Source organism: Brevibacterium picturae (assembly GCF_900105045.1).
Classification (GTDB): domain Bacteria; phylum Actinomycetota; class Actinomycetes; order Actinomycetales; family Brevibacteriaceae; genus Brevibacterium; species Brevibacterium picturae.
The window spans coordinates 1,984,608-2,007,914 of the sequence record NZ_LT629739.1 but is presented as its reverse complement, the minus strand read 5'-3'; the positions used below and the strand labels follow the sequence as shown (position 1 = coordinate 2,007,914).

The 23,307-nt window shown below is 65.3% G+C and carries 18 protein-coding genes and 1 pseudogene; 8 read left to right on the top strand and 11 right to left on the bottom strand.

Going from position 1 to position 23,307, the window contains the following annotated elements; all coding sequences use genetic code 11:
• Positions 1-14: 14 nt before the first annotated feature.
• The 4 genes from BLT92_RS09395 to BLT92_RS09380 form a co-directional block, all read right to left on the bottom strand.
• Entirely contained in the window at positions 15-827 is an 813-nt protein-coding gene (locus tag BLT92_RS09395; RefSeq protein ID WP_092105123.1) for an ABC transporter permease, read from the bottom strand.
• The gene (locus tag BLT92_RS21120; RefSeq protein ID WP_331712243.1) at positions 824-2,536 is read right to left on the bottom strand and encodes an ATP-binding cassette domain-containing protein; all 1,713 of its coding nucleotides are present in this window, start codon (positions 2,534-2,536) and stop codon (positions 824-826) included. Before BLT92_RS21120 ends, BLT92_RS09395 begins: the two co-directional genes overlap by 4 nt.
• Positions 2,536-2,988, bottom strand: coding sequence for a MarR family winged helix-turn-helix transcriptional regulator (locus BLT92_RS09385; protein WP_092105121.1), 453 nt, complete (start codon positions 2,986-2,988; stop codon positions 2,536-2,538). Before BLT92_RS09385 ends, BLT92_RS21120 begins: the two co-directional genes overlap by 1 nt.
• A 662-nt stretch (positions 2,989-3,650) precedes the next feature.
• Positions 3,651-4,211, bottom strand: coding sequence for a TetR/AcrR family transcriptional regulator (locus tag BLT92_RS09380; RefSeq protein WP_092105119.1), 561 nt, complete (start codon positions 4,209-4,211; stop codon positions 3,651-3,653).
• A 109-nt stretch (positions 4,212-4,320) separates the two neighbouring features.
• Here BLT92_RS09380 and BLT92_RS09375 point away from each other — a divergent pair, with 109 nt between their 5' ends.
• From BLT92_RS09375 to mobF, 5 genes are all read left to right on the top strand, one after another.
• Positions 4,321-5,400 (top strand): hypothetical protein, encoded by a 1,080-nt coding sequence (locus tag BLT92_RS09375; RefSeq protein ID WP_092105117.1) that lies wholly within the window; start codon positions 4,321-4,323, stop codon positions 5,398-5,400.
• 42 nt (positions 5,401-5,442) lie between these two features.
• The gene (locus BLT92_RS09370; RefSeq protein ID WP_092105115.1) at positions 5,443-6,366 is read left to right on the top strand and encodes a helix-turn-helix transcriptional regulator; all 924 of its coding nucleotides are present in this window, start codon (positions 5,443-5,445) and stop codon (positions 6,364-6,366) included.
• A 50-nt stretch (positions 6,367-6,416) separates the two neighbouring features.
• Positions 6,417-7,565: an MFS transporter gene (locus BLT92_RS09365; protein WP_157691403.1), complete on the top strand. Its 1,149-nt coding sequence runs from the start codon at positions 6,417-6,419 to the stop codon at positions 7,563-7,565.
• 124 nt (positions 7,566-7,689) lie between these two features.
• Complete coding sequence (locus BLT92_RS09360; protein WP_092109053.1) at positions 7,690-9,177, top strand: MFS transporter; 1,488 nt, start codon at positions 7,690-7,692, stop codon at positions 9,175-9,177.
• A gap of 81 nt (positions 9,178-9,258) precedes the next feature.
• On the top strand, positions 9,259-12,816 hold the full coding sequence (gene mobF, locus BLT92_RS09355) for a MobF family relaxase (protein WP_172802666.1): 3,558 nt from the start codon (positions 9,259-9,261) through the stop codon (positions 12,814-12,816).
• Here mobF and BLT92_RS09350 read toward each other — a convergent pair.
• Complete coding sequence (locus BLT92_RS09350; protein WP_231939152.1) at positions 12,788-14,119, bottom strand: histidine kinase; 1,332 nt, start codon at positions 14,117-14,119, stop codon at positions 12,788-12,790. The two genes, mobF and BLT92_RS09350, sit on opposite strands and share 29 nt — an antisense overlap.
• A 351-nt stretch (positions 14,120-14,470) precedes the next feature.
• A pseudogene (locus tag BLT92_RS20830) lies at positions 14,471-14,800 on the bottom strand (ATP-binding protein); the annotation flags it as partial.
• A 274-nt stretch (positions 14,801-15,074) separates the two neighbouring features.
• Here BLT92_RS20830 and BLT92_RS09345 point away from each other — a divergent pair.
• On the top strand, positions 15,075-15,455 hold the full coding sequence (locus BLT92_RS09345; protein WP_092105111.1) for a hypothetical protein: 381 nt from the start codon (positions 15,075-15,077) through the stop codon (positions 15,453-15,455).
• Between the two features lie 26 nt (positions 15,456-15,481).
• Here BLT92_RS09345 and BLT92_RS09340 read toward each other — a convergent pair whose 3' ends face one another.
• The 3 genes from BLT92_RS09340 to BLT92_RS09330 all read right to left on the bottom strand — a co-directional run bounded on the left by BLT92_RS09340 (position 15,482) and on the right by BLT92_RS09330 (position 18,910).
• Entirely contained in the window at positions 15,482-15,823 is a 342-nt protein-coding gene (locus BLT92_RS09340; RefSeq protein WP_269457386.1) for a helix-turn-helix domain-containing protein, read from the bottom strand.
• A gap of 230 nt (positions 15,824-16,053) precedes the next feature.
• Entirely contained in the window at positions 16,054-17,427 is a 1,374-nt protein-coding gene (locus BLT92_RS09335; RefSeq protein WP_092105107.1) for an NAD-dependent succinate-semialdehyde dehydrogenase, read from the bottom strand.
• 136 nt (positions 17,428-17,563) lie between these two features.
• Positions 17,564-18,910 (bottom strand): MFS transporter, encoded by a 1,347-nt coding sequence (locus BLT92_RS09330; protein ID WP_197679693.1) that lies wholly within the window; start codon positions 18,908-18,910, stop codon positions 17,564-17,566.
• A 76-nt stretch (positions 18,911-18,986) separates the two neighbouring features.
• On the opposite strand from BLT92_RS09330, the gene BLT92_RS09325 reads away from it, so the two are divergent.
• Positions 18,987-19,517, top strand: coding sequence for a winged helix-turn-helix transcriptional regulator (locus BLT92_RS09325; protein WP_092105102.1), 531 nt, complete (start codon positions 18,987-18,989; stop codon positions 19,515-19,517).
• Positions 19,518-19,561: 44 nt separating this feature from the next.
• Complete coding sequence (locus BLT92_RS09320; RefSeq protein ID WP_231939110.1) at positions 19,562-20,182, top strand: dihydrofolate reductase family protein; 621 nt, start codon at positions 19,562-19,564, stop codon at positions 20,180-20,182.
• A 6-nt stretch (positions 20,183-20,188) separates the two neighbouring features.
• On the opposite strand, the gene BLT92_RS09315 is transcribed toward BLT92_RS09320, so the two are convergent.
• Complete coding sequence (locus BLT92_RS09315; protein ID WP_092105100.1) at positions 20,189-21,610, bottom strand: aldehyde dehydrogenase family protein; 1,422 nt, start codon at positions 21,608-21,610, stop codon at positions 20,189-20,191.
• 67 nt (positions 21,611-21,677) lie between these two features.
• A complete protein-coding gene (locus tag BLT92_RS09310; RefSeq protein ID WP_092105098.1) occupies positions 21,678-23,255 on the bottom strand; it encodes a GMC family oxidoreductase in 1,578 nt (525 codons plus the stop codon).
• Between the last annotated feature and the right edge of the window lie 52 nt (positions 23,256-23,307).

The window sequence follows — 23,307 nt, the reverse complement described above, 5'->3', positions numbered from 1 at the left end:
TGGCTTGTCGGACTCTATGCGCGTCGGTTGTAGGCGATCAGTGACAGTGGGGCGAACACGACGACGAATGCCGCCATCCACATCAGGGTGAACATCAGTGGCTCACCGACGGGGCCGCCCATCATCAGCCCGCGCACGGCGTCGACCAGGTGCCCGATCGGGTTCCACGAGGCGAAGGTCTGCATCCATCCCGGCATCGTCTCGACCGGCACGAAGATGTTGCTGGCGAACGCGAGCGGAAGGATGATGACGGCGCCGAGGCCTTGCACTGCCATCGGGTCTTTGATCGCCAGGGCGAGGAGGATCAGCGCCCACGACACCGCGAGGGCGAACGCGAGGGCGAGAGCGCATCCGGCGAGCACCGACCACACGCTGGTCTCGAATCGCACGCCGAGTAGCAGCCCGAAGCCGATCAGCGCGGTGAGCGAGACGAGCTGGCGGACGATGTCGCTGCCGATGGCCCCGATGAGCGGAGAGATACGGGCGATGGGGAGGCTGCGGAAGCGGTCGAAGATGCCTTCGGAGAGGTCGGTGCTGAGGGAGACGCCGACGCCCATGGTGGCGAAGAGCGTCATCATGCCGAGGATGCCGGGAAACACGTACTGGAGGTACTCGCCGGTGTCGCCGGAGATGGCGCCGCCGAAGACGTAGCCGAAGAGCACGAGGAAGATCGCGGGGCCGATGATGACGTCTGCGAGTCCTGCCGGGTGACGGCGGAGCTTGATGATGCCGCGTCGGGAGAGAGTCGCGGATTGGACCAGCACCTGCCCGATGCTGACGTGCTTCCTCAGCGGTGTGTGGCTTGCGGGGAGCGCCTGGGTGGTCATGCTGCTGCCTCCTTCTCGTTCTTCTCGTCGGCGGGGGTCGCACGGTGTCCGGTGAGAGTCAGGAAGACGTCATCGAGACTCGGAAGGCGCAGCGAGAGTTCGCTGACTCCGATGTCGGCTTCATCGAGGCTCCGCACGATGGCGGGCATCACCTGCCCATCGGTCACGGCCGCGCTCAACTGTCCGGTGTGCGCATCGACGACCGGGGCGGCGTCGATGATGCTCTGGACTCGGTTCGTTGCTTCTTCGAGCTGGCTGGGGTCGCTCAGACGCAGGTCGAGCGTCTGGCTTCCCATGCGCCGTTTGAGGCTGTCGGGAGTGCCGGCTGCGATGACCTTGCCTGCGTCGATCACGACGATGTCGTTCGCGAGGTGATCGGCTTCTTCGAGGTACTGCGTCGTGAGGAGCACCGTGGAGCCTTGCGCGGCGAGTCTGCGGATCATCGCCCACGTCTCGCCCCTGCGGGCGGGGTCGAGGCCGGTGGTGGGCTCATCGAGGAACACGACCGCGGCTTCGCCCATGATGCTCGCCGCGAGGTCGAGACGGCGGCGCATCCCGCCGGAGTAGGTCTTCGCCGGCTTGGTCGCGGCGTCGGCGAGTCCGGCTTCTTCGATGAGTTCGGAGGCACGGGCTTGGGCCTGTTTGCGGGACATGCCCAGCAACCGGCCGATCATGGTGAGGTTCTGGTGGCCGCTGAGGTCCTTGTCCACCGAGGCGTACTGGCCGGTGAGCCCGATGAGCTGCCGCACCTGGTAGGCGTCTCGAACGACGTCGTATCCGCAGACGCGGGCAGTGCCTTCATCGGCCTTCGTCAGGGTCGCGAGGATGCGCACCGTGGTGGTCTTGCCCGACCCGTTCGGGCCGAGCAGCCCGAGCACGGACCCGGGCTCCACGGTGAGATCGATGCCGTCGAGCGCGGTGGTGTCACCGAATCTCTTGACGAGGCCGCTCACCTCGATTGCCGGGCCGTTGCTGTACTGAGCCATGCGCTTTCTCCGTTCTTCGTCCTGCGCGGCTTGAGCCCGCGCCTTCTTGCCTGCGGCGCTGTCCGCCTCAGAGCCGATGTGCTCCCGCACCGCGTCAAGGAACCCCTTGGCCTCGTCGGTCCAGAGGTAGATGCGGTCGATGACCTGCTCGCCGCCCTTCGGTGGCAGACCGGGAAGGGTGATGGTCGTCGGTCGATCCAGGACGACCTCGATGTTGGTCTGGTCGGTGATGTTCATCACCAGGGATCGGCCTTCCTGGTCATCGATCACGCTCGGGGTCTTGGGCTCGTAGTTGCGGTTCTTCAGCCCGACCGAGTACACGTCGTCCCAGGTGACGTGAGCATCCATGTCGAGGCCGTCTCGGACCCGGATGCCCTCGCTCCCGACCGTGTGGGGTCGCATGAAGTGGGCACACAGGAGCCCGGTCATCCAGACCAGTCCCCATATGCCGATGATGAGCAGCGGGATTCTCACCCAGAGCCACTGATGCACGATCAGGTCGATGATGAGGATTTCGACTGCCGAGAGCACGATGAAGATGACGAGAATCGCGAGGCTCTGAGCGTGGTAGTGGAAGCCCTTGGCGTCGCGGGCTTTCCACGGCTTACGGGCGATCGCGCGACCGATGGCGGCGTAGACGATCTTTTCCATCCCCGCACCGCGAGCCAGGAGCGCTCGGGCTCGACTCGGTTCGGTCTGCGGGGTGCGAGTGGCGGTGTTCATCAGCCGTCCTCAGCGTCCGCCTGCTCCGCACTCACCAAGGTGGCGAGGCGGGCGATGATCGCGTCGATGCCCTGTTCGAGCGCATCGAGATGCTCCGGCGCGACGGCGTCGCGCAGTTCGGCCTCCAGATGGGCGTGTTCCTCCTGCATCCGGGCCATCGCCGTCTCACCGTTCGGGGTGAGTGTCACCAGCACGGCACGGCGGTCGGACGGATGCGCAATGCGCTGCACGTATCCGTGCTGTTCCAGCGCGTCCACGAGGCCGGAGATGTTGCGAGGTGTCACCGACAGCGCCGCGGCGAGGGTCTGCTGGGTGGATGGCCCGCTCAGTGCCAGCGTCCACAGGACAGCGACACGTGACTCGGTGAGCGGAGTGCCGGCGAAGGCTCGGTCCATGTCCTGCTGGAACATGCTCGTGATGGCCATCAACTTGTCTACAATCGAAGTGCGCATATCGTTACCTTACTACATCATGTAGGTAGGTAACCAAAATGAGATGCTGGTTCGGCTGCCAAGACCCCATTGAGGACGGCAGACGTCATGCGAGAGTCCCTGCTCCCAAGTGCAGTGAGTTGCTCGTGCGGTTGTGAGACCGTGTGAGAGATCGGTGGCCCCCACGAACGCCCACGAGCCCTCCATGAACACTGGCGCCGCATGGTGGAGTTCAGGAGGCACAGGCGTAGGACTCGTTCTGCCTCATCCACGAGTCACGACGCCCGTCCAGCGAGGCCAACCACCTGATGCGACAGCGCGATCGTTCCGCGCCGCCCCGCATTTGTCCTTCCAGGGGCTGCCACGCCTCTTGCAGGTCGAGGCTGTCAATCAAGGTTGGCGTCGGTGTCGAGGCTGCCTGGCTCCGAGCGCGCTTGGATCGGTCGCTGGGCGCTCACCTGACTGTCACGAACGAGGCAGCGGTGACGGTCTCGATGCGGGTCATGTCGGCTAGCGACGGCTACCAGTACCCACTGCCGCACGGTCGCTGCGGCCGATGGTGACCGGTCACTCTCGACAACACTGACGAGGTACTACGCCGAGGCAGGCAACCCGCGGGGGCAACGATGGCTGCATCTTGTCTGCTCTTGCTCAGCGTATCGCTGGTGCTCACGGGAGAGGTGTCAGTGGCTTGGTGGTGTGGGCAGGCCTCGGGTGAGCGCGTCGAGCATGGCGGCGAAGGTTCTTTCGTGGTCGGGTTGCTCGGCGCAGAGCTTCTCGGCGGCGATCCAGCCCCACACGGTGAATAGGACGACGGAGAAGGAATCTCGCGCCTGTTCAAGGGTCAGCTTGTGGCTGACCATCACGGCTTCGGCCCGGTGTTGCAGTTCCTGGTAGGTGCTCGTCTCGCGGGGGAACTGTGCGAGCACCTCGGCGTCGGCGACCGGAAGGAACTCGGCTCGCAGGAGCCGCCCGAAGTTGGCCAGCCAGGCGCGCCAGGCGGTGGTGGGGGCATCGGCGATCCGGGCGAGGACTTGGTCGAGGAGGTGGTCACTGATCAGGTCGAGCAGGCCATCGCGGTCGCCGACCCAGCGGTACAGGGCCTTGTGGGTCACGTCGAGGCGCCGGGCCAGACCTCGCACGGTCAAATCGTTCGCCCTGGACTCCAGTGCGGCGCCGACAATCGCCTCGACCGAAAGCTGGGCCGGGCGCCCGGGGCCACGCGCTAGTTGTTCCTCTGTCACAGGATCATTCTCTCATCAATATTAGTCTCCAGTGGGTACTAATAGGGTACGGTGGTGAGTACGGGCCGCGCGCATACCGGTGGACGTGGCCTGAGAGAGGAGACGAACGATGACGGATCGGCAGTGGACGCATCGGGTTCTGGATGACCCGGCTGACCTGGACGCGACGCCCGCGGCGCTGAGTGCGGCCGAGGCACAGCCGTGGGCGAACTTCGTGGTGTTCACCCCAGACCGGCTCCCTGCGGGCACACATCTGAGTGAGCAGTCTTTGCGTCGCGAGGCGCCACCGGGACGGGTGGGTGACTCGATGGCCGGAAGGACGCCGTGGAGTGCGAACAATCCGGCGGCGTTCCGCTTCGAGGTCCGCGGCGACGGCCGTCGGCTGCGGGTCAAGCAGTTCCTCTACGACTGGGCGTTCCCGGCACTCGACCACCCAGCGCTGTGGGAGAGCCGCACCAGCGCCGAGCGCCTCGATGAGCACCATCTGGTCTGGCATGGCATCGACTACATGGGCCACCAGGGCGCTTCGGCGAGGATCGCGCGAACCATGATCGAGCTGTCGGTCCTCGACGGCACCTTCACCCGCGAGGAGATCACCGATCTCTACCGCTCACTGCGCCCAGTTGACTCGGAAGCGGCCACCGCGATCGCAGCCACCCCGTTCGCCGCGCTGAGCTACTGGGCGCGCCGCCCCGAGGCCTCGGTGATCGCCGTGCCCCTAGGCTTGTGGAACCTCCGCCAGGAAGACACTGCCACCCTCACCTGGCGCCCGATCCAGGACGGGCACGCTCCGTTCGGCCCATCCGCGGTCCCGCACCGGCTCAGTGATCTGGTCCTAGAGTCGACAACCACCCACCACGGCCACAGCCCCGTGGCCTCGGAGCACCTCTACAGCGGCGGACCCGACCGTGGGCGAGAACTGCGCCTTCACACCCTGAACCCTGAGCACCTGCCGAGGGCGATCGAGCCCGAATCCCATCCCGCCGAACACGAGGACATCACCGTCGCCGGGCATCACGTTCGACTGGCGTTCATCGATAACGCCTACGGACCCTTCGACGCGGTGCTCGACGACGCGAACGGGAACCCGACATGGCGACTGCTGGCCAGCGCCCACACCCACACTGATCGCCGCTGGTTCCTTCGTGTCCTCGACGACCTGCTCGACGTCACCGACTCGGCGCCCTGACGGGACCCTGGCCGTGATGCTGACTCGACTACACGGATCGACATGCTCGCCCCAGACGACACCGGACCGGGGCGACTCCTCACATGCGCGGGCGGACCGGTGTTCGCTGAGACCACTGTCTACCGTCGGCGACGCGAGCCGGAGGCCTACGACTGGTGCCGCCTCGGATTCATCCGTGAGGGCACCGCATGGCTCCTCAGCACGGACGGGAGCGAGCACGTACGGGCCGGCCACGCCATTTTCACGGGACCGGGCGTGCTCTGCGGTATCGAGCCCGAGGACGTGACCGCGATGAGCACGGTCTACCTCCAGCGTGACTACTTCGCAGACCTCATGACCTGGCACCGCCCAGGAGCCGTCTGTCCCTGGACACGAGAATCAGCCTGCCCCGACAGCTCTGTGATCATTCGGTCACTGCACCCCGGCGCGGTGAACATCGAACCCTGGCTCGACGAGCTGGTGTCGCTGAGTCACCAGAGCGCGACCACGCGGTTCTACCGGCGCCAAGCGCTCGTGTCAGGACTACTTGACATCCTCATCGAGGACCATAGTGGCCCGGATAAGCATGGGCCCTGGGCACCGGTGGCGGCGCACGTTCCGGGATTGTCGCGACGCCCTGTGGTGCTTCGCGAGCCGGCGCGGCAAGCGGCGTACCTGCTGGAAAGCGACCCGGCCAGGCCATGGTCACTTGCCGAACTCGCACGGTCGGTGCACCTGTCGCTCTCCCAGCTCACACGAGTCTTTGCCGCCAGCTACGAGCTGACACCGATCACCTATCTGGGCCTGGTGCGCGCTCGCCGATTCGCCCACCTGTTGCGCACCACCAATCTGCCGATCACGACCGCAGCCCGGCAGGTCGGATGGAACAGCCGCGGCCACGCCGCCCGACACTTCCGTCGCTACTTCGGCACCACCCCCAGCGAGTATCGCCGCGCCCGTCTCGCACCCACCCGGATTGCGGCATGAACCGGGCGCAACCGACCGCCGCGCCCGCCTTGTGGTTCGGCGCGCTATGCGTGTTCTTGGTCGCGGTCAACCTCCGGCTGCCGATCACCGCCGTGTCCCCCGTGCTGGACCAGGTACAGCGTGACGAAGGGGTCGGCAGCGGCGCGGCGAGCCTGCTGGTCTCGATCCCCGTCCTGTGCTTCGCGCTGCTGCCCGCGGCCGTCGTCCGCTTCGGGCGGCGGTTCGGGCTGACGAGCGCCGTGCTCGTCTCGCTCGTGGTGATGGTCGCCGGGTTCGGGCTCCGACTGGTGCCCGACCAGGTCGGGCTCCTGGCCGGGACGGTGGTCCTCGGTGTGGCGATCACGGCGGGCAATGTCCTGATCCCGCCGCTGATCAAACGCGACCACTCCGGCAGTTCGGGTTCGCTGACTGGTCTCTACAGCCTCGGCCTGTACTTCGGCGCCGCGCTGGGCGCCGGGCTGACCGTTCCCCTGCAGCGAGGGACCGGGCTGGACTGGCGGTCGACGATCACGCTGTGGGTGGTGGTGCCCCTGGTCGCGCTGGCCGTCTGGGTTTTCCGCGCCCGGATCTCGTCGGGGGGCCACCGGCACCGTTCTCCCAGCGGGGTCACGCCCGGCCCTGCGACCGCCGCTTCCCCCTGGCGGCATCGCACGGCGTGGGCGGTCACGCTGGTGTTCGCGATCCCGGCACTCATATTTTACGCTGTGTCCGCCTGGTTGCCGACCATGCTGGTCGATGAGACTGGACGTGACCCCGCCGCGGCCGGCGCGGTACTGGCGGTCGTCAACATCGCCGCGATCCCGGCCGCGCTGGTTGTCGGGATCGCGGCCAACCGGACCCGGCGACAGACCTGGCTCACGGTCTTTACGGGTCTCCTGCTCGCGGTCGGGATCGTTGGGTTCCTCGTGGTCCCGGCGGCGGCACTGACCTGGGCAGTCCTGCTCGGGGTGGGCCTCGGTGGCGGGACCACACTCGGGTACGCGTTGCCATTGCTGCGTTCGTCGGGCACCGCGGCGGCCGCACGGCTCACTGCAATGGCCCAAACGGCAGGGTTCCTTCTCTGCGCCATCGGGCCGGTCGCAGTCGGTCTGCTGCACGACCTCACCCACGAATGGTCCGCGGGCATGGTGGTCCTGGCGCTTCTCACTGCCGTCTACATCGTCGCCGGCTTCGACGCGGGCCGCGACGTCTCGATTTAGGTGATCTGGTGTGCCGTCGGCCCGGGGGCCGCGGGGACGGTCGACCGCCCCCGGCGTGCCGGCCCAGAACAGCCGGGACGACGGGACGCTCGCATCTGGAGCGAAAGGAGCGACAACCGTGGTCATGTCGCGTAGGAGACGATGGTCTCTGCTTGCTGCCGTCAGCAGCGCCCTGTTGCTGATCGCCTTGGACAACTCCGTCCTCTACACCGCGCTGCCCACCCTGACCCGTGAACTCGGCGCCGACGGGTCGGCGAGCCTGTGGATCGTCAACGCCTATCCAGTCGTCATGGCCGGGCTTCTGCTTGGGGCTGGCACGCTCGGTGACCGGGTCGGCCACGTGCGGATGTTCCACACCGGTCTGGTCATCTTCGGCGCCGCCTCCCTGGTGGCGACTTTCGCACCCACGGCCGGAGTGCTGATCGCTGCGCGGGCCCTCCTGGCGGTCGGCGCAGCAACCATGATGCCGGCGACCTTGGCACTGATCCGCGTGACCTTCCACGTCGAACGAGAACGCAACATCGCCATCGCTGTGTGGGGCACCGTGTCGATCGTTGGCGCAGCCCTTGGCCCTATCGTCGGCGGTGTTCTGTTGCAGGCGTTCTGGTGGGGCGCGGTGTTCCTGATCAACGTCCCCATCGTTGTCGCCGCGCTGACGGCCACCGCGCTCATCCGGCCCAGCAACGATCCCGATCCGGCCAAGCGCTGGGACCTGACCTCATCGATCCAGGCGATGATCGGGCTCATCGCCATGGTCGTGGCGATCAAGGAGTTCGCCGACCCCGGTCCTGCATGGTCGCTCATCGCTGTCGCGGTGATGGTCTCAGCCGTCGCGCTCACACTCTTCGCGCGTCGTCAACGTCGCCTGCCCCATCCGCTCCTGGACTTCACCATCTTCACCAACAAGGCCTTCACGGCCGGGGTGATCGCGGCGGCTGTCACCATGTTCGCCATCGGCGGTGTTCAGCTTGTCACCGTCCAACGCCTCCAACTGGTGGTCCAGTTCAGCCCCATCGAGTCCGGGCTCGTGGTCAGCGCTATCATGCTCGGCTCTGTTCCCACCGCTTTGCTGGGTGGCGTGATCCTGCACCGCTCCGGGCTACGCCTCCTGATTTCCGGCGGTCTCGCCCTCGCCGGACTCGGGCTGACCCTCAGCGTGATGACATTCGCGGCCTCTCTGCTCGCGCTCGTGATCGGGCTGGTCATCAGTGGGTTGGGGCTCGGCGCGGTCATTGCGGTCGCCTCCACCGCCATCGTTGGCAACGCACGCTCCCGACAAGCCGGCATGGCCGCCTCGGTTGAAGAAGTCTCCTGGGAGTTCGGCAACCTTACCGCTGTCGCCGTCATCGGCACCCTAATCGGTCTGGTTTACAGCGCAACGATCCGCCTCCCGCCGAGTGCGCCCGACGCCGCCAGAGACAGCCTCACCACTGCCCTCGCACTTCCCGAGGGCACACCCGAATTGCATGAGGCCGCGCACGCTGCGTTCGACACCGGCTACCTCGTCGTCATGATCGTCATCACGGCCACCGTCTTCGCCGGCGCCCTACTCACCCGCCGTCTGCTTCGACACCACGGACCAGGAACACCGTCGTCTATCCAAGATGACTGACCCCCGAGCGGTTTTAGAGAACGGTGCATGGACTCATTCGGGTTGACCACCCCGAACGCCACCCGTGCGCACCTGACCGGCATGACGGTCTCGATGCGGGTTATGTCGGCTGGCGACGGCTACAAGTACCTGTTGCGCACGGTCGCTGCGGCCGATGGTGACCGTTCACTCTCGACACCGCTGACGAGGTACTACGCCGAGGCGGGCACGCCGCCAGGCCAGTGGCTTGGGTCGGGGGTGGCCTCCCTCGGCACGGGCCGACTTGCCGTGGGTGATCGGGTGTCGGAGGCCCAGCTTCAGCTCTTGATGGGCATGGGCCGGGACCCGCTCACCGGCGACCCGCTCGGTCTGGCGTTCCCTGCCTACAAGTCTGTTTCGGAGCGGATCGAAGCCCGCGTGGCTGGTCTCGACCCGGCGATGAGTCCTGGTGCGAAAGGTGAGGCGGTCGCGCAGATCGAGGCTGAGGAGAGTGCGCGTGGGACGCGGCGGGCGGTTGCGGGGTTCGACTTCACGTTCTCGGTTCCGAAGTCCGCCTCGGCACTGTGGGCGGTTGCTGATGCTGGGACGCAGGCGTTGATCGGTGAGGCGCATCATCGCGCAGTTGCGGAGGTGGTTGGGTTCATGGAGCGCGAGGTTGCAGCCACCCGCACCGGCGCAACCGCCGGCGACGGAGCTGTTGCGCAGGTCGACGTCACCGGGCTGGTGGCGACGGCGTTCGATCACTTCGATTCCCGTGCCGGCGATCCTCACCTGCATACCCACGTCGTTATCTCCAACAAGGTCCAGACCGTCTTGGATGGGAAGTGGCGGAGCTTGGATGGGCGGCCGATGCACGCCGCCGTTGTCGCGCTTTCGGAGTTGCACGAGGCGGTGTTCGCCGATCACATGACCCGCGCCTTCGGCGTCGAATGGGAGGCCCGTGACATGGGCCGGGACCGCAACCCGGCGTGGGCAATAACCGGTGTGCCGGAAGAGCTGGTTCAGGCGTTCTCCACCCGCGCCCGGCACATCGACACCGAGACCGACCGCCTCATCGCCGAATACGTCGACAGGCGCGGGCGTCGGCCGTCACCGGTGACGATCATGAAGCTGCGCGCCCAAGCCACCCTCAGCACCCGACCGGCCAAGGAAGCCCATTCACTCGCCGATCTGACCGAGCAGTGGCGCACCCGCGCCACCGGCATCCTCGGCCAGGACGCCACCACGTGGGCACGCACTGTGACCGACAACGAGACGCCCCTGCTGCTGCGAGCCGACGACGTGCCGCTGGAGACCATCGCCGAACTCGGGGCCGCAGTGGTCGAGGTCGTCGGTGAGAAGCGCTCGACCTGGCGCCGTTGGAACCTGATGGCCGAGGCGTCCCGGCAGACGATGGGCTGGCGCTTCGCCTCCATGCAGGACCGGGAGGCAATCGTCGGCATGGTCGCCGACGCCGCCGAGAACGCGTCGCTGCGACTCACTCCACCCGACCTCACTTCCAGCCCAGCCGCCTTCCGGCGCGTGGACGGCACCAGTGTGTTCCGGCCCAAGCACTCCACCGTGTTCTCCTCCGAGCTGTTGCTCGCGGCCGAGGACCGGCTGCTCGACCGATCCCGTACTTTCACCGCCCCAACGGTCCCGGTCGGCACGGTGGAAACGATCACCTCCCGCGCCGATGCCGAGGGACGGATGCTCGGCGAGGACCAGGCCGGCGCCCTGATGAAGATCGCCGTCTCCGGGCGGGTGCTCGACGTGCTCGTCGGCCCGGCAGGTGCGGGCAAGACCACGGCTATGTCGGCGTTGCGGAGGGTGTGGGAGGCCGAATACGGTTCCGGGTCCGTGGTCGGTCTGGCCCCCTCCGCAGTAGCAGCGCAGGTCCTCGCTGATGACCTTGGCGTCGCGACGGAGAACACGGCGAAGTGGTGGACCAGCCACCTCGTGCACGGGACGACGTTCGAGGCCGGGCAGCTCGTCATCATCGACGAAGCATCCCTGGCAGGCACCCTGTCCCTGGCCCGGATCACGCACCTTGCGGAGCAGGCGGGCGCGAAGGTGCTGCTGGTTGGTGACTTCGCCCAACTCCAGTCCATGGACGCCGGTGGCGCATTCGGACTGCTCGTGGGAGACCGCGACGATGCGCCCGAGTTGGTCGATGTCCACCGCTTCGCGAACGCCTGGGAGAAGACCGCATCCCTTGCGCTACGGCATGGACGTACTGAGGTGATCGACACCTACCTCGACCATGGCCGCATCCACGAAGGCGACGCCGAGGCGATGACCGATGCCGCTTACGCCGCATGGCGTGCCGACCGCAACTCCGGATCGGTGTCAGTGCTGATCGCCGAGACCCGCGACGTGAACACGCTCAACACCCGTGCCCGCGCGGACCTGATCCTCGACGGCACCCTCGCACCCGGCCGCGAGGTCGAGCTGAACGACGGCACCACCGCCGGGGTCGGGGACACGGTCATCACCCGTCGCAACGACCGGCGCCTTCGCAACGGCAAGGACTGGGTTCGCAACGGCGACACCTGGACTATCAAAGACGTGCGCGACGATGGCTCGGTCACGATCCGTCCCACCGGGCGCAAGTTCGGCGGGTCGATCGTGCTGCCGGCGTCGTACGTGGCCGAGCATGTCGATCTCGGGTACGCGGTCACTGCACATCGGGCTCAGGGTGTCACGGTCGATACCGCGCATGTGCTGGTGAGGCCGACGACCACGCGGGAGAACTTTTATGTCGCCATGACCCGCGGCAAGCACTCCAACCAGGCGTATGTGGTCCTGGACCGCGCGGACGATGCCCACACAGAGCCGCATCCAGGTGACAACCCCGACGCCACCGCGCGCAGCGTGCTCTACGGCGTCCTCCAGCACGTTGGCGCAGAGCTGTCTGCCCACGAGACCATCACCGCTGAACACGAGCAGTGGGGCTCGCTCGCCCAACTCGCGGCCGAGTACGAGACCATCGCTGCCACAGCCCAACGCGATCGCTGGGCGACTTTGATCCGTGCCTCGGGTCTCACCGAGAGTCAGGCCGATGCCGCTGTGGATTCGGAGGCGTTCGGAGCGCTCACCGCCGAACTGCGCCGGGCCGAGGCCAACCACCACGATATGGACCGTCTGCTCCCGCGTCTGGTCGCGGCACGCGGGTTCGATGACGCAGACGACATCGCCTCCGTCCTGCACTACCGCGTCGCCCGCGCCACAGCACGGCCCGCCGGCTCGGGCCGCACCCGGAAGGCACCGCGACTCATCGCCGGCCTCATCCCGCGCGCCAGCGGCCCGATGGCGGACGACATGCGCGAGGCATTGGATGAGCGGCGAGAGTTGATCGGAACACGCGCCGATGCCGTGCTCGACACCGCACTGGACTCGAAGGCGCCGTGGACAAAGCTGCTCGGCGTGCCTCCTCGCGACCCGAGGAAAGCCGCGGCCTGGAAGCGTGCCGCACGCACTGTCGCCGCGTATCGGGACCGGTACAGCATCACCGACGACTCACCCGTCGGGTCGGCACCGGAGACGACGGCGCAGAAGATTGACGCGGCTCGCGCAAAGGCCGCGCTTGATCGCGCCATTCAGTTGACGCAAGCTCCTACTCGTGAGGAAGATATCCCCCCTCAGCGCTCAGTCACCCAAGATGCGCACCGGCTGGTGTAACGACCGATGAGGGCTCGTCCTCTTCTTGGCCAGATACTCGCAATTCTTCAGGTAGCAAGTCGCTGTACTCGTCACGAACGTACTGGAGTCCTTCGGTAATCGAGGGGTCGTGCTCAAGCGCATGTGTCATGAACTCCAGCCGTCGCTTGTTTTCGTCGATGACTTCGCGCCAGCGTCGGACGTAGGCGCGCACGAGCGGTCGCCCTTGCTCCTTCTGCGGATCGAAGAACAGGCCGATATCCGGATCTTCCCCGGTGATTCGGCGACGTACGAGGTCGTCATAGTCGGTCACGACCAGGATGATGTCCCAGCTCGTTCGGTCGCCGGTGAAGGCAGCGGTCGACAGGATCGCGTTGGCGTAGTCCTCGACTTGATCGAGTTCCCTACGCGATGCGGTGATGTCCGGAGCTTTCAACTCGACCACGAGGTGCCTGATCCGGTCGTGCTCCTTATTCCTGGCTGCGAGGTGTAGGTCGGTGCGCCCGGTCTTGCCATCCCACCGACGAACCGTGGCAACGTCCTTCGTCGGAAGGCCGTCGAGCTTGAGATGATTTCGCAGCAGCTCGGTCAGGCTCCGCTCGGTACTCATGAGGTGATAGGACTCACCGAAGACCCATAGTTCGTGTTCGAGCACCTTGTGAAGATGGTCTCGTTCACCCACCTTTCCGGAATCGTCCGGATCAAAGAGCAGATGCTCCAGCGCAACAAGAAACTTGTGGCGGCTCGCGACCACGTTGGCCGATCGAATGATCGCGGACAGCGTGGTCTCGCTCAACAGCTTGGTGAGTGTGTCACGATCAGCTTCATTGAGGGCGACAACCTCATGCAGGATCGTCGTCAACTTCTCCGGATCGTGGCGTATCGCGTCGCGGAGCAGTTCGAGCGTCAGCTGCGCTTGGTTCTTGGTCTTGGAGATGTGAGGCACAAGAGAGCCGGACACGACGTCGAACACGGCTCGTTCCGCGCGCTCCATATCGTTCGCGGGCTCGCTCCTATAGGGGTATACCCCGGTTTCCTTCCAGTGCTCGACCTGTTCGCGTCGTCGTTCACGCCGACGCGCGTTGAAGTGGTCGCGAATCGCCTCCCGAGCCGCGGTCCATAGTTCACCGACTTCATCTGGCGCCATGTCACCAAGGCCAAGTGCGGAAAGCTCCTCAATGCCGAGCATGTCCCATGTCACGTAGGCGGAGTAGGCGAACTGGCTTTCGAAGGCGGAGCCTGAGGTCTCGAACGGGAAGTGATCGGCATCGGGACCGAAGTAGACAGCGCGGTGCTTGCCGGTGCGCCATTCGATGATCCGCATGGTGGCCCGGTGCGCACCGTTCTCACCAAAGTCGAGCGGCAATGTCGCGTCGTCGACTACCTCTTGTGATGGGTCCAATGCAGAGCCGTCGTAGACGATCGTTAGCGACGGATCGTTGAGGAGGAGCGGTGCGAAGTGCGATCGCAGCGTCGCAATTACGTCATCGGCGTCAAGCGCACCCAGCGACCGTTGCTCATCGTTGCGAGCAGTCACAATGGTACCGGTCGCAGCGGCGGTGAACGGAGCAGTATCCCACCGAAACCGGTCACGACTGCTCCGGCTACCGGTGATCGTGATCTGCTCCCGCTGGCCGGCGGTGTTGTCGCTGATGCTGACCCAGCTCACGCGGGACCCGAGCGCGAACGCGCGCAGGCGCCCTTCGCCGAGCTTCCCGTGCAGTTGCCTCTTGCCGTTCTTGGACTTCTCGCTGAGAGACTTCCAGGAGCCCCCGATGCGACCAAACGTCGCGGCAACTTCGTCGGAACTGATGCCGTGACCGTCGTCTTCGACACGCACCTGGTCGATGGCCTCCATCGAACTGCGTTCCATGTCGACTGTGACAGTCGTGGCCTCGGCGTCGACCGCGTTCCATATCAGTTCAATGACGGCACGTACGGGGTCGCCCTCGTGCGCGAGACGTGCGACGTGATCGTCGCTGGCGGTGAGCACGAGGTCTTCCATGAGACAAGACTACTGAAGGACACCGACACAGCCCCACGTTCTCGCCTGGTGCCTCTGCCCAATCGGCGGAGGCCGCGATGATGCTGGCGAGCACGGCGAGAACACCCTCCGCCCCCGTCCCCCTTCCCTTCTTCCATCCCTCAGAGATCGGGCGTAACCTCGTAGGTGAGGCGGATTTCTCCTCTGTAACGCGCCGCTCGCGGTAGGCCCCTGGGTCACTCTTCAACGCACCGCCTCGCTCGGACATAGCTGTGCGATGGAGAGGAACGAGACCATGATCCGCCTGATCTGGACCGCGAGCATCCACACCCGGTGCTTCTTGCGGCGTTACATGCCAACCAACATCCTGCTCGACGCGATCCGCACTCGCCGGGGGTTGAAGTGGGGCGTTCCCGCGATGCTACTCGCCGTGCCGTACCTGCTGATCGCGAGCATCTGCGTCCAGTTCATTGAGGACGGCGGTCCCGGCTGGCTTCACGTGGCCGTGCTGTGGGCGATCTGGTGCGCGTTGAAGATGCTGTTGATCGGCCCGATCAGCCTCGTCCTGCTGATCCGCGTCCGCATCCGCGAGGCAGTCGCTGCCCGACGCGAACCTGCCGGTAGTGCCTACACGACCGACGCTGACGCGCATCGTGCGCCGGCTGTGATGGCCTGACAGCCGAACACCCCGGTTCCACGCGCTCAGACCTGCTCGCGACGACGGCCACGGGGCCGGATCGTACCTCCGCAAGCGAGCACGGCGGCCCGGACGGCCTCATCGCTGATCCCGAGCTGTGCGGCGACTTGGGCCAGCGTCAGGCCGTCCGCGTATAGACCCGCCGCCTCCGCGCGGATTGCGTCCGAGTGCGTGGAGCGACGCGCTTCAAGTCCGGCCCGCTCGGCGATCGCGCGAACCGAACTCCTATGCACGCCGAACCTCGCCGCCAATTCCCGAACTGGCACGCCAGTGGCGTAACAGGCCGCGACCTCGGCTCGATTCGAGGCGCTCAAACGGGTTTGAGACTGCCGCGAACTTTCTCGCACCGGACCGCGCTGATCGGCGAATCGCGCCCCCGAAGCTTGACGCCGACGACGTTCTGAACCCTTGAGAACACGGGAAATCAGCGTACCGAGCGGCTTGCTAGGGTTTGAGAAGTACCTACGGAGGCCCACTCGAGAAGCTATTGAGACAGCGCTCGTAAAGAAGGTCCCGCCGGCAACGATATGGACGTTGCCAGCGGGACCTTCATCTATTCAGTTGTGAGGTCTGGTCCTCAGGCGTGGACGCGGATGAGGTGTTCGTTGGTGAACGCCTGGAAGGCCCACTGTGCGTTCTCGCGGCCGTAGCCCGAGCGGTTGATTCCGCCGAACGGGTACTCGGGTCCCGATTCCATGTGGGAGTTGATCAGCGTCATGCCGGCATTGATCTTGGCGCCGAATTCCTCGCCCTTCTCGAGGTCATCGGTCCACACCGAGCTCATGAGGCCGTATTCGGTGTCATTGGCCAAACGCAGCGCATCCTCTTCGTCCTTAGCCCGGTAGACCATGACCGCGGGGCCGAAGAGCTCGTTGCAGCCGAGGTCCGACTTCGGATCGATGTCGGAGATCACGGCCGGCGACATGAACCAGCCCGGACGGTCGAGCTTCTTGCCACCGGTGTGCAGCGTGGCACCATCGGACACGGCCTTGTCGATCATGGCCACGATGTCATCGCGAGCACCCTCGGAGGAGACCGGGCCCATGCCGACCTCGGGGTCATCGAAGGTCGAGACCTTCGTCGCCTCGGCGGCCTTGACGGCCTCGGCGAGGAATTCGTCGTAGAGGCTATCGACGACGATCATGCGCTTCGGCGAGGTGCAGACCTGGCCGGCGTTCGCCAGGCGCAGGCCGACGAGCTTCTTGGCCAGTGCCGGAACGTCCTTCGAATCGAGGACGACGGCAGGATCATTGCCGCCGAGTTCGAGGACGGCGCGCTTGTAGTACTTCGCGGCGATGGAGGCCACGGAGGCGCCGGCACCCTCGGAGCCGGTGAGGGAGAAGCCTTTGACGCGGAAGTCCTTGAGGACCTCCTCGGCGTGGGAGCTGTCGAGGTAGATGTTTTGGTACACGCCCTTGGGCAGACCCGCCTCGGTGAGGAGATCTTCGAAGTACTGCGAGGACTTCGGGCAGATCGAGGCCTGCTTCATGATGATCGCGTTGCCGACCATGAGGTTGGGCAACACGAAGCGGGCGATCTGGTTATAGGGGAAGTTCCACGGCATGATGCCCAGCAGAACGCCCAGCGGCTGGTGGCGGACGTAGCTGCTGGCCGCACCCGCTGCTGCGAGGTGTGTGGGTGCCAGGTGGGTGGCGGCGTTGTCGGCCATCCACCGTGCCGTGCGAGCAACCTTGTCCACCTCACCGAGGCCCTGCTTCTTGACCTTGCCCATCTCGCGGCCGATGATGTCGGTCATCTCGTCGGCATTGGCATCAACGAGGTCGGCGAACTTCCGGAGGATCGTCGCGCGCTCATGGAGCGGCGTCTCCTTCCACGAAAGGTGAGCCTCGTGGGCACGATCGATGTAACCGGGGATCTCTTCCTTCGTGACGGAAGCGAACTCTTCCTCAACCTCACCGGTGTTGGCGTTTGTCACTGCGAACTTGCTCATAGGACGTCCTCTCGTGAATAGATTCACCTAAGTATGACAACACGCGGAAAGGCCCGGCAATTCCCTCTCCATCGTGAGACAAGAGGGCAATCGGGTCGAACTGTGGGGACCCGTCTTCGCATGAAACGGGTGTGGCTCAGTCCTCGGTCGACGATGTCACCTGAGCAGCCGCCTCGGCGGGGACGATTGTCCTCTCACGTGCCTGACGATTGCGTCTGACCGCGAATGACAGGGCGGCAGCGACAGCGCACATCACGGCCCCGCCCCACCAGGCATAGGTGTATTCGCCGAAGACATCGCGGATGACACCGGCGCCGAAGGCTGCAGCCGCGGCGCCGAGCTGGTGCGCTGCGAAGACCCAGCCGAAGACGATCGTGCCTCGATCGCCGAAGACCTCACGACACAGCGCCGAGGTGGGCGGAACGGTCGCGACCCAGTCGAGGCCGTAGATGACGATGAAGAGCACCATGGACGGATGCACGATGTCCGAGAGCAGCCAGGGCAGGAGCAGGAGTCCGACGCCGCGGAAGGTGTAGTAGGTGAGCAGAAGGATGCGCGGGTCAAATTTGTCGGTCAGCCACCCGGAGAACACGGTTCCGGCGATATCGAAGATCCCGACGACCGCGAGCAGGCCCGCCGCTGTGGTCGTCGGCATGCCGTGGTCGTGTGCGGACGGGATGAAGTGAATGCCGATGAGACCGTTGGTCGTCGCCCCGCAGATGGCGAACGCAATGGCCAGAGCCCAGAACGATCGATGTCGAGCAGCGAAGGTCAGGCCGGCGAAGGCGCGCTTGGCGGCTCCGCCTGTGGGCCGCTCGTCGGGCATATAGGTCTCGGGATCGGCGCCATAGGGCAGGACACCGCGGTCCTCTGGACGGTCGCGGAGGACGAACCACACGACCGGCACGGCCACGAGAGCCGCTGCCGCGATGAGCAGAGAAGCCGGACGCCACCCCGTCGACTCCGCGATCGCGGCGACAGGAGGCAGGAAGATCAGCTGGCCGGTGGCCGAGCCGGCGGTGAGTATGCCCATGACCAGTCCTCGGCGGCGGATGAACCACCGATTGGCGATGGTTGCGGCGAAGACCATGGCCATCGACCCAGTACCCAGCCCGATGAGCAGCCCCCAGAAGACGAGCAGCTGCCACGAGGCGGTCATGATCACGCTGCCCCCGGCGCCCGCTGCGACGAGGATGAGAGCAAGCGCCACGATCTGGCGGATTCCGAAGCGATCCATGAGTGCCGCGGCGAATGGGGCCGTGAGCCCGTAGAGGATGAGATTGACGCTGACTGCCAGGGACATGACGCTCATCGACCAGCCGAAGTCATTGTGGAGCGGGATCATGAGCGCGCCCGGGGCTGCCCGGAAACCTGCCGCGGCGAGCAGTGCGAGGAACGCGACTGCGGCCACCCACCAGGCGGGGTGGATGCGGCGACGCTTGCTCGTCATGGCGCCAGGGGGGCCCACTGGAGTGGTCGACATCGATCCCTCATACTTTCTTGAAAGAAGTTATACTGGAGGCAGTATAACCAGACTTCTCTGAAGAAAGGTAACGCTCATGGCGTTGAGATCCGACTGGTCCGAGGCGCTCTGCCCCGTCGGGCGCTCTCTCGACGTGCTCGGCGATCCCTGGGTGCTGCTCATCGTCCGCGACGTGCTCCACGGACACGGACGCTTCGACACACTGCGCGAGAATCTGCGGATCTCCGAGGCGGTCCTCAGCAGGCGTCTGCACTCGATGGTCGAGGCCGGTCTGTTGGAGAGAGTCGACTATCAGGATGGGGCACGCACCCGTCAGGGCTACGCCGCCACTGAGGCCGCGGCCGATCTGCTGCCGATCCTTCAGCAGCTCGTGGTCTGGGGCGAGAAGCACACCACTATGCCGACCGGCGGCGCACACATGCCGATGATCCACGACACCTGTGGGCAGGAGACGACCCAGGGTGAAGTCTGCAGCTCCTGCGGCGAAGTCCTCGTGTCCGAGGCGATGACCTGGGTCAAGCCCTGGAAGGTCGAGAAGGGCGGCGAGGGTCAGGGAGGACAGAAAGGCACCCGTGAGAAGCTCCAGCCCGCGGGGACGCTGGTCTAGACTGATTCAGAAACGCCGAAGTGATTCAGAGACGCCGAGGAGCAATGATGCCCCAGCACCGCCGACTGAAGTACTTCGTCGCACTCTCAATCGACGGCTTCATCGCCGGCCCGGATGGCGGCGACCCCAGCGGATGGTGGCCCATCACCGATGACTACATCGACTTCATTCGCACCGATTATCCCGAAACCCTGCCTGGACCAGCCAGAGACGCGATGGGAATTGCGGGCCCGGGACTCCACTTCGACACAGTCATCGAGGGACGCCGGTCCTTCGAACTCGGCCTGGCCACAGGACTGCCCGACGCCTACCCTCACCTGCGGCATCTCGTCGTCTCTTCGACGCTCGGGGCCTACCCGGAGTCCGCTGTCGAAATCGTCAGCGATGATCCCGTAGGACGGGTCCGCGATCTCAAGGGTGAGCAGGGCAAGGACATCTGGCTCGTCGGCGGCGGAACGCTGGCCTCGAGCCTGCGTTCGGAGATCGATGAGCTCATCATCAAACTCGGTCCTCTCACCCTCGGCACGGGTGTGCCGCTGTGGGGCTCTGAGTCCGACTTCAACACGGAGATCTGGACGAACACCGAGGTGCGAGCGTTTCCCGGCGGAATGACCTTGTTGCGGTTCGAGCGGGCCGGGGACGACCGACAGACGGTCGTCGACTGAGTTGACTCAAGACCTGTCCGGGGCGATGTGCACTGTGAATGGTCGTGTAGCTGAGTAATAGGCAGCTGTCGTGCCGGTGGCTCCCATGCCGCTGGCTCGGGCCGGCTCATAGGTTCGCACGTCGCTACCGCCCTGCCACTGATTGACCCACACGACGCCCGCGGGGATGCTGGCAGCCAGAGCGATGTGATCGGCATTGCGCGAGTACACCGTGGCAGCCAGTCCGAATGATGATTCCGACGCACGCTCGAGCCCCTGGGCGAATGAGGACACGACCGAGACTGGAGCGATGGGACCGAAGGTCTCCTCACTCATGACCGACATCGAAGAGTCGACATCGGTGATGACAGTTGCCGGATAGAAGAACCCGTGCCCGGCGGGGACTTCACCTCCTGTTCGCACCGTGGCACCTTTCGCTACGGCATCGCTCACCTGGTCACCGACGATGTTCCGCTGCCTCTCGTCGACCAGGGGTCCCATCATCACGTCCGCCTGCAGGCCATCGCCGAAGGCGTACGCTTCGGCTGCCTTGACCAACTCGACGACGAATTCCTCAGCAATGGCCTGATGCACGTAGATGCGTTCCATCGATGTGCAGATCTGTCCCGTATTGACGAACGAGCCGAAGGCCACCGCCTCAGCGGTCGCCCGAACATCGACGTCTTCGTCGACGATGACGGGATCCTTTCCACCCAGTTCGAGAACTGCACGGTGCAGTGCCTGTCCTGACGCGGCACCGACCTTCCTCCCAGCGGACACTGAACCGGTGAAGTGGACCAGATCGATGTCGTCGTGGCCTGCTAACGGTTCACCGGCGTGGACGTCGCCGAGCACGAGGTTGAGGACGCCGTCGGGAAGGTCGAGCAGTTCGAACAGTCGCACTGTCGACAGTGGTGAGCGTTCCGAGGGCTTGATCACTACAGTATTTCCGGCCGCAAGCAGGGGGCCCAGAGCGCCTAGAACCATCGTGACGGGGAAGTTCCACGGTGTCACGACGGCGGCCACGCCGACCGGTTGGCGGATGACTCGAGTGCGACCCCCGTCGGGATCGTCGGTGGAGGCGTCGAATGCGTATGTCAGCGCCTCCTGTGCGGAGGCCTTCAGCCCGCCAACGCCGGCCGCGATGAAGCTGCGGCCGATGCCCACGGGTTTGCCCATCTCGCGGCATTCGAGTTCGGCCAGTTCGTCGGTGTGTTCCTCGATCCGATCCGCCCATCGGATGATCCGGGCCACGCGGTCCTCGACCGTCAGTGCCATCCACGCGGATTGGGCTGTCTTCGCCGAGGCGACTGCCAGGTCGACGTCGGCTGCCGCCCCTTGCGGGAATTCGGCGACCGATTCCTCGGTCGATGGATTGATCACAGTCAATCGGTTCGGGTCCTGGGAGCTGGTCCAGGTGCCGCCGATGTAGTTCTGCAGTGTCTTCACAATTGTCGTGTCTCCTCTGAAGATGGGAAAAGGTTGGTGGCTGCGCCGGAGTCAGCCCGTGCCCTGGTCAGTCGATGCGGTCGGCCATCAGCTCGCCGACCATGATCGATGCCAGGTTCGTGTTGGCCCGTGGCACCGAGGGGAAGATCGATGCGTCGACGATGTAGAGGTTCTCGATCCCGTGCACTCGGCAGTCGGAATCGACGACGGTGGTCGGATCATCGGCACGTCCCATGCGGCAGGTGCTCGTTCCGTGCTGGGCATCGGCGACAGTGGTCAGCAGGTGGGCATCCAGTGCGTCATCGTCGTCGAGGACAGAGAAGAGTTCTTCATTGCAGTCCTTCACGGATCCTCCGAGGATGGCCTGCGTCGCGTCCTGTTCGAGCAGTTTCACTGCGGCCCGGATACCGGCACGGAGTCGGGCACGGTCGCCAGTCTCGGAGAGCATCCGTTCTGCGACCGCAGGTTGTGCGTGGGGGTCAGCTGAAGTCAACGTGACCGTGCCGCGGGAGTCGGCCTGGTTGAGCCAGACCCCGAAGGCGCCGTATTCGGCGCCTGTGTTCGCCGTCGCCATGGAGATCACGCTCTGGTTCATCGAGACGAACATCAGATCGTTGTATCTAACTATCTCGGTCCCCTCTTCTGGGCCGCTGGACCAGCGCACGCACACATTCGTGTGGCGATCGTCCGGTGACGAGATGCCCGAGGAGTCATTGAGCGGAAGGGTGATAGACGCCATCGCATGGTCCTGCAGGCCCTGTCCCACAGGAAGGTCGGCGAGGACGTCGATGCCCAGAGACTCCAGCTGGTGGTGTGGGCCGATGCCAGATCGTAGGAGGATCGTCGGTGAGTGGATGACCCCGGCGCTGAGGACGACGGTGTCCGCATACCGAGTCTCGGAGTTCTCCCCGGTGAGCAGGCTGACACCGACCGCGCGCGAGTTCTCGAAGAGGATGCGGTCGACGGTCGCCTCGCCGAGGATGGTGAGAGTCGGCAGCCCACGTGCGCCTTCGAGGTAGGCGTCGTTGACGCTGACGCGGCGCGAATCATGAGAATTGATGGGGTATGGAGAGACACCTGTCGCCTGCGGTGCATTGACATCGGCGGCCCAGGGGTGGCCGGCGGCCAACGCTGAGTCGGCCAGTGCCGTGTCCACTGCGCCCCACCTGTTGCGCGGCGCGCGGTAGATGGGAGTGGGCCCGGAATCGCCGTGAAATTCGTACGCGCCGAAGTCTTCGTCGTTCTCGAGTTTGGAGAAGTAGGGCAGGACCTCAGCACCCGACCACCCCTCGCACCCGGACCTCGACCATTCGTCGAAATCCTCGAGCGGCGGACGGATCGCAATCTGCCCGTTGACCGACGAGCTTCCTCCCACGCCCTTTCCTCTCCAGTACATTGCTTCGGGCTGAGAATCGGTGCGGGTTGCGTTGAGACCGGTCCACATCATTCCTTCTATGGCGTCGGGTTCCATGATCGCGACTGCAGGGTTCGGTGATCTCCACGCCTCGTGCATCTCTGCCGACCGATAGTCATGCCCGGCTTCGATGAGGAGGACACGCTTCCCTTCCTCCGCCGATCGAACCGCGAATGCCGCCCCTGCTGAGCCGGCGCCGATGACGATGATGTCCCAGTTGTCTTCTTTCACGTCACATCTTCCTTGAGAACGGGTAGCTTGGGAGTGGGTGGCGGATTGTTCC

Bases quoted from the DNA above. Each gene is read 5' to 3' on its own strand.
- BLT92_RS09320 (WP_231939110.1), top strand. From the start codon at position 19,562: ATGATGCCCCAGCACCGCCGACTGAAGTACTTCGTCGCACTCTCAATC.
- BLT92_RS09345 (WP_092105111.1), top strand. From the start codon at position 15,075: ATGATCCGCCTGATCTGGACCGCGAGCATCCACACCCGGTGCTTCTTG.
- BLT92_RS09370 (WP_092105115.1), top strand. From the start codon at position 5,443: ATGCTCGCCCCAGACGACACCGGACCGGGGCGACTCCTCACATGCGCG.
- BLT92_RS21120 (WP_331712243.1), bottom strand. From the start codon at position 2,536: ATGAACACCGCCACTCGCACCCCGCAGACCGAACCGAGTCGAGCCCGA.
- BLT92_RS09350 (WP_231939152.1), bottom strand. From the start codon at position 14,119: ATGCGGATCATCGAATGGCGCACCGGCAAGCACCGCGCTGTCTACTTC.
- mobF (WP_172802666.1), top strand. From the start codon at position 9,259: ATGACGGTCTCGATGCGGGTTATGTCGGCTGGCGACGGCTACAAGTAC.
- BLT92_RS09335 (WP_092105107.1), bottom strand. From the start codon at position 17,427: ATGAGCAAGTTCGCAGTGACAAACGCCAACACCGGTGAGGTTGAGGAA.
- BLT92_RS09360 (WP_092109053.1), top strand. From the start codon at position 7,690: ATGTCGCGTAGGAGACGATGGTCTCTGCTTGCTGCCGTCAGCAGCGCC.
- BLT92_RS09385 (WP_092105121.1), bottom strand. From the start codon at position 2,988: ATGCGCACTTCGATTGTAGACAAGTTGATGGCCATCACGAGCATGTTC.
- BLT92_RS09325 (WP_092105102.1), top strand. From the start codon at position 18,987: ATGGCGTTGAGATCCGACTGGTCCGAGGCGCTCTGCCCCGTCGGGCGC.
- BLT92_RS09330 (WP_197679693.1), bottom strand. From the start codon at position 18,910: ATGTCGACCACTCCAGTGGGCCCCCCTGGCGCCATGACGAGCAAGCGT.
- BLT92_RS09395 (WP_092105123.1), bottom strand. From the start codon at position 827: ATGACCACCCAGGCGCTCCCCGCAAGCCACACACCGCTGAGGAAGCAC.
- BLT92_RS09375 (WP_092105117.1), top strand. From the start codon at position 4,321: ATGACGGATCGGCAGTGGACGCATCGGGTTCTGGATGACCCGGCTGAC.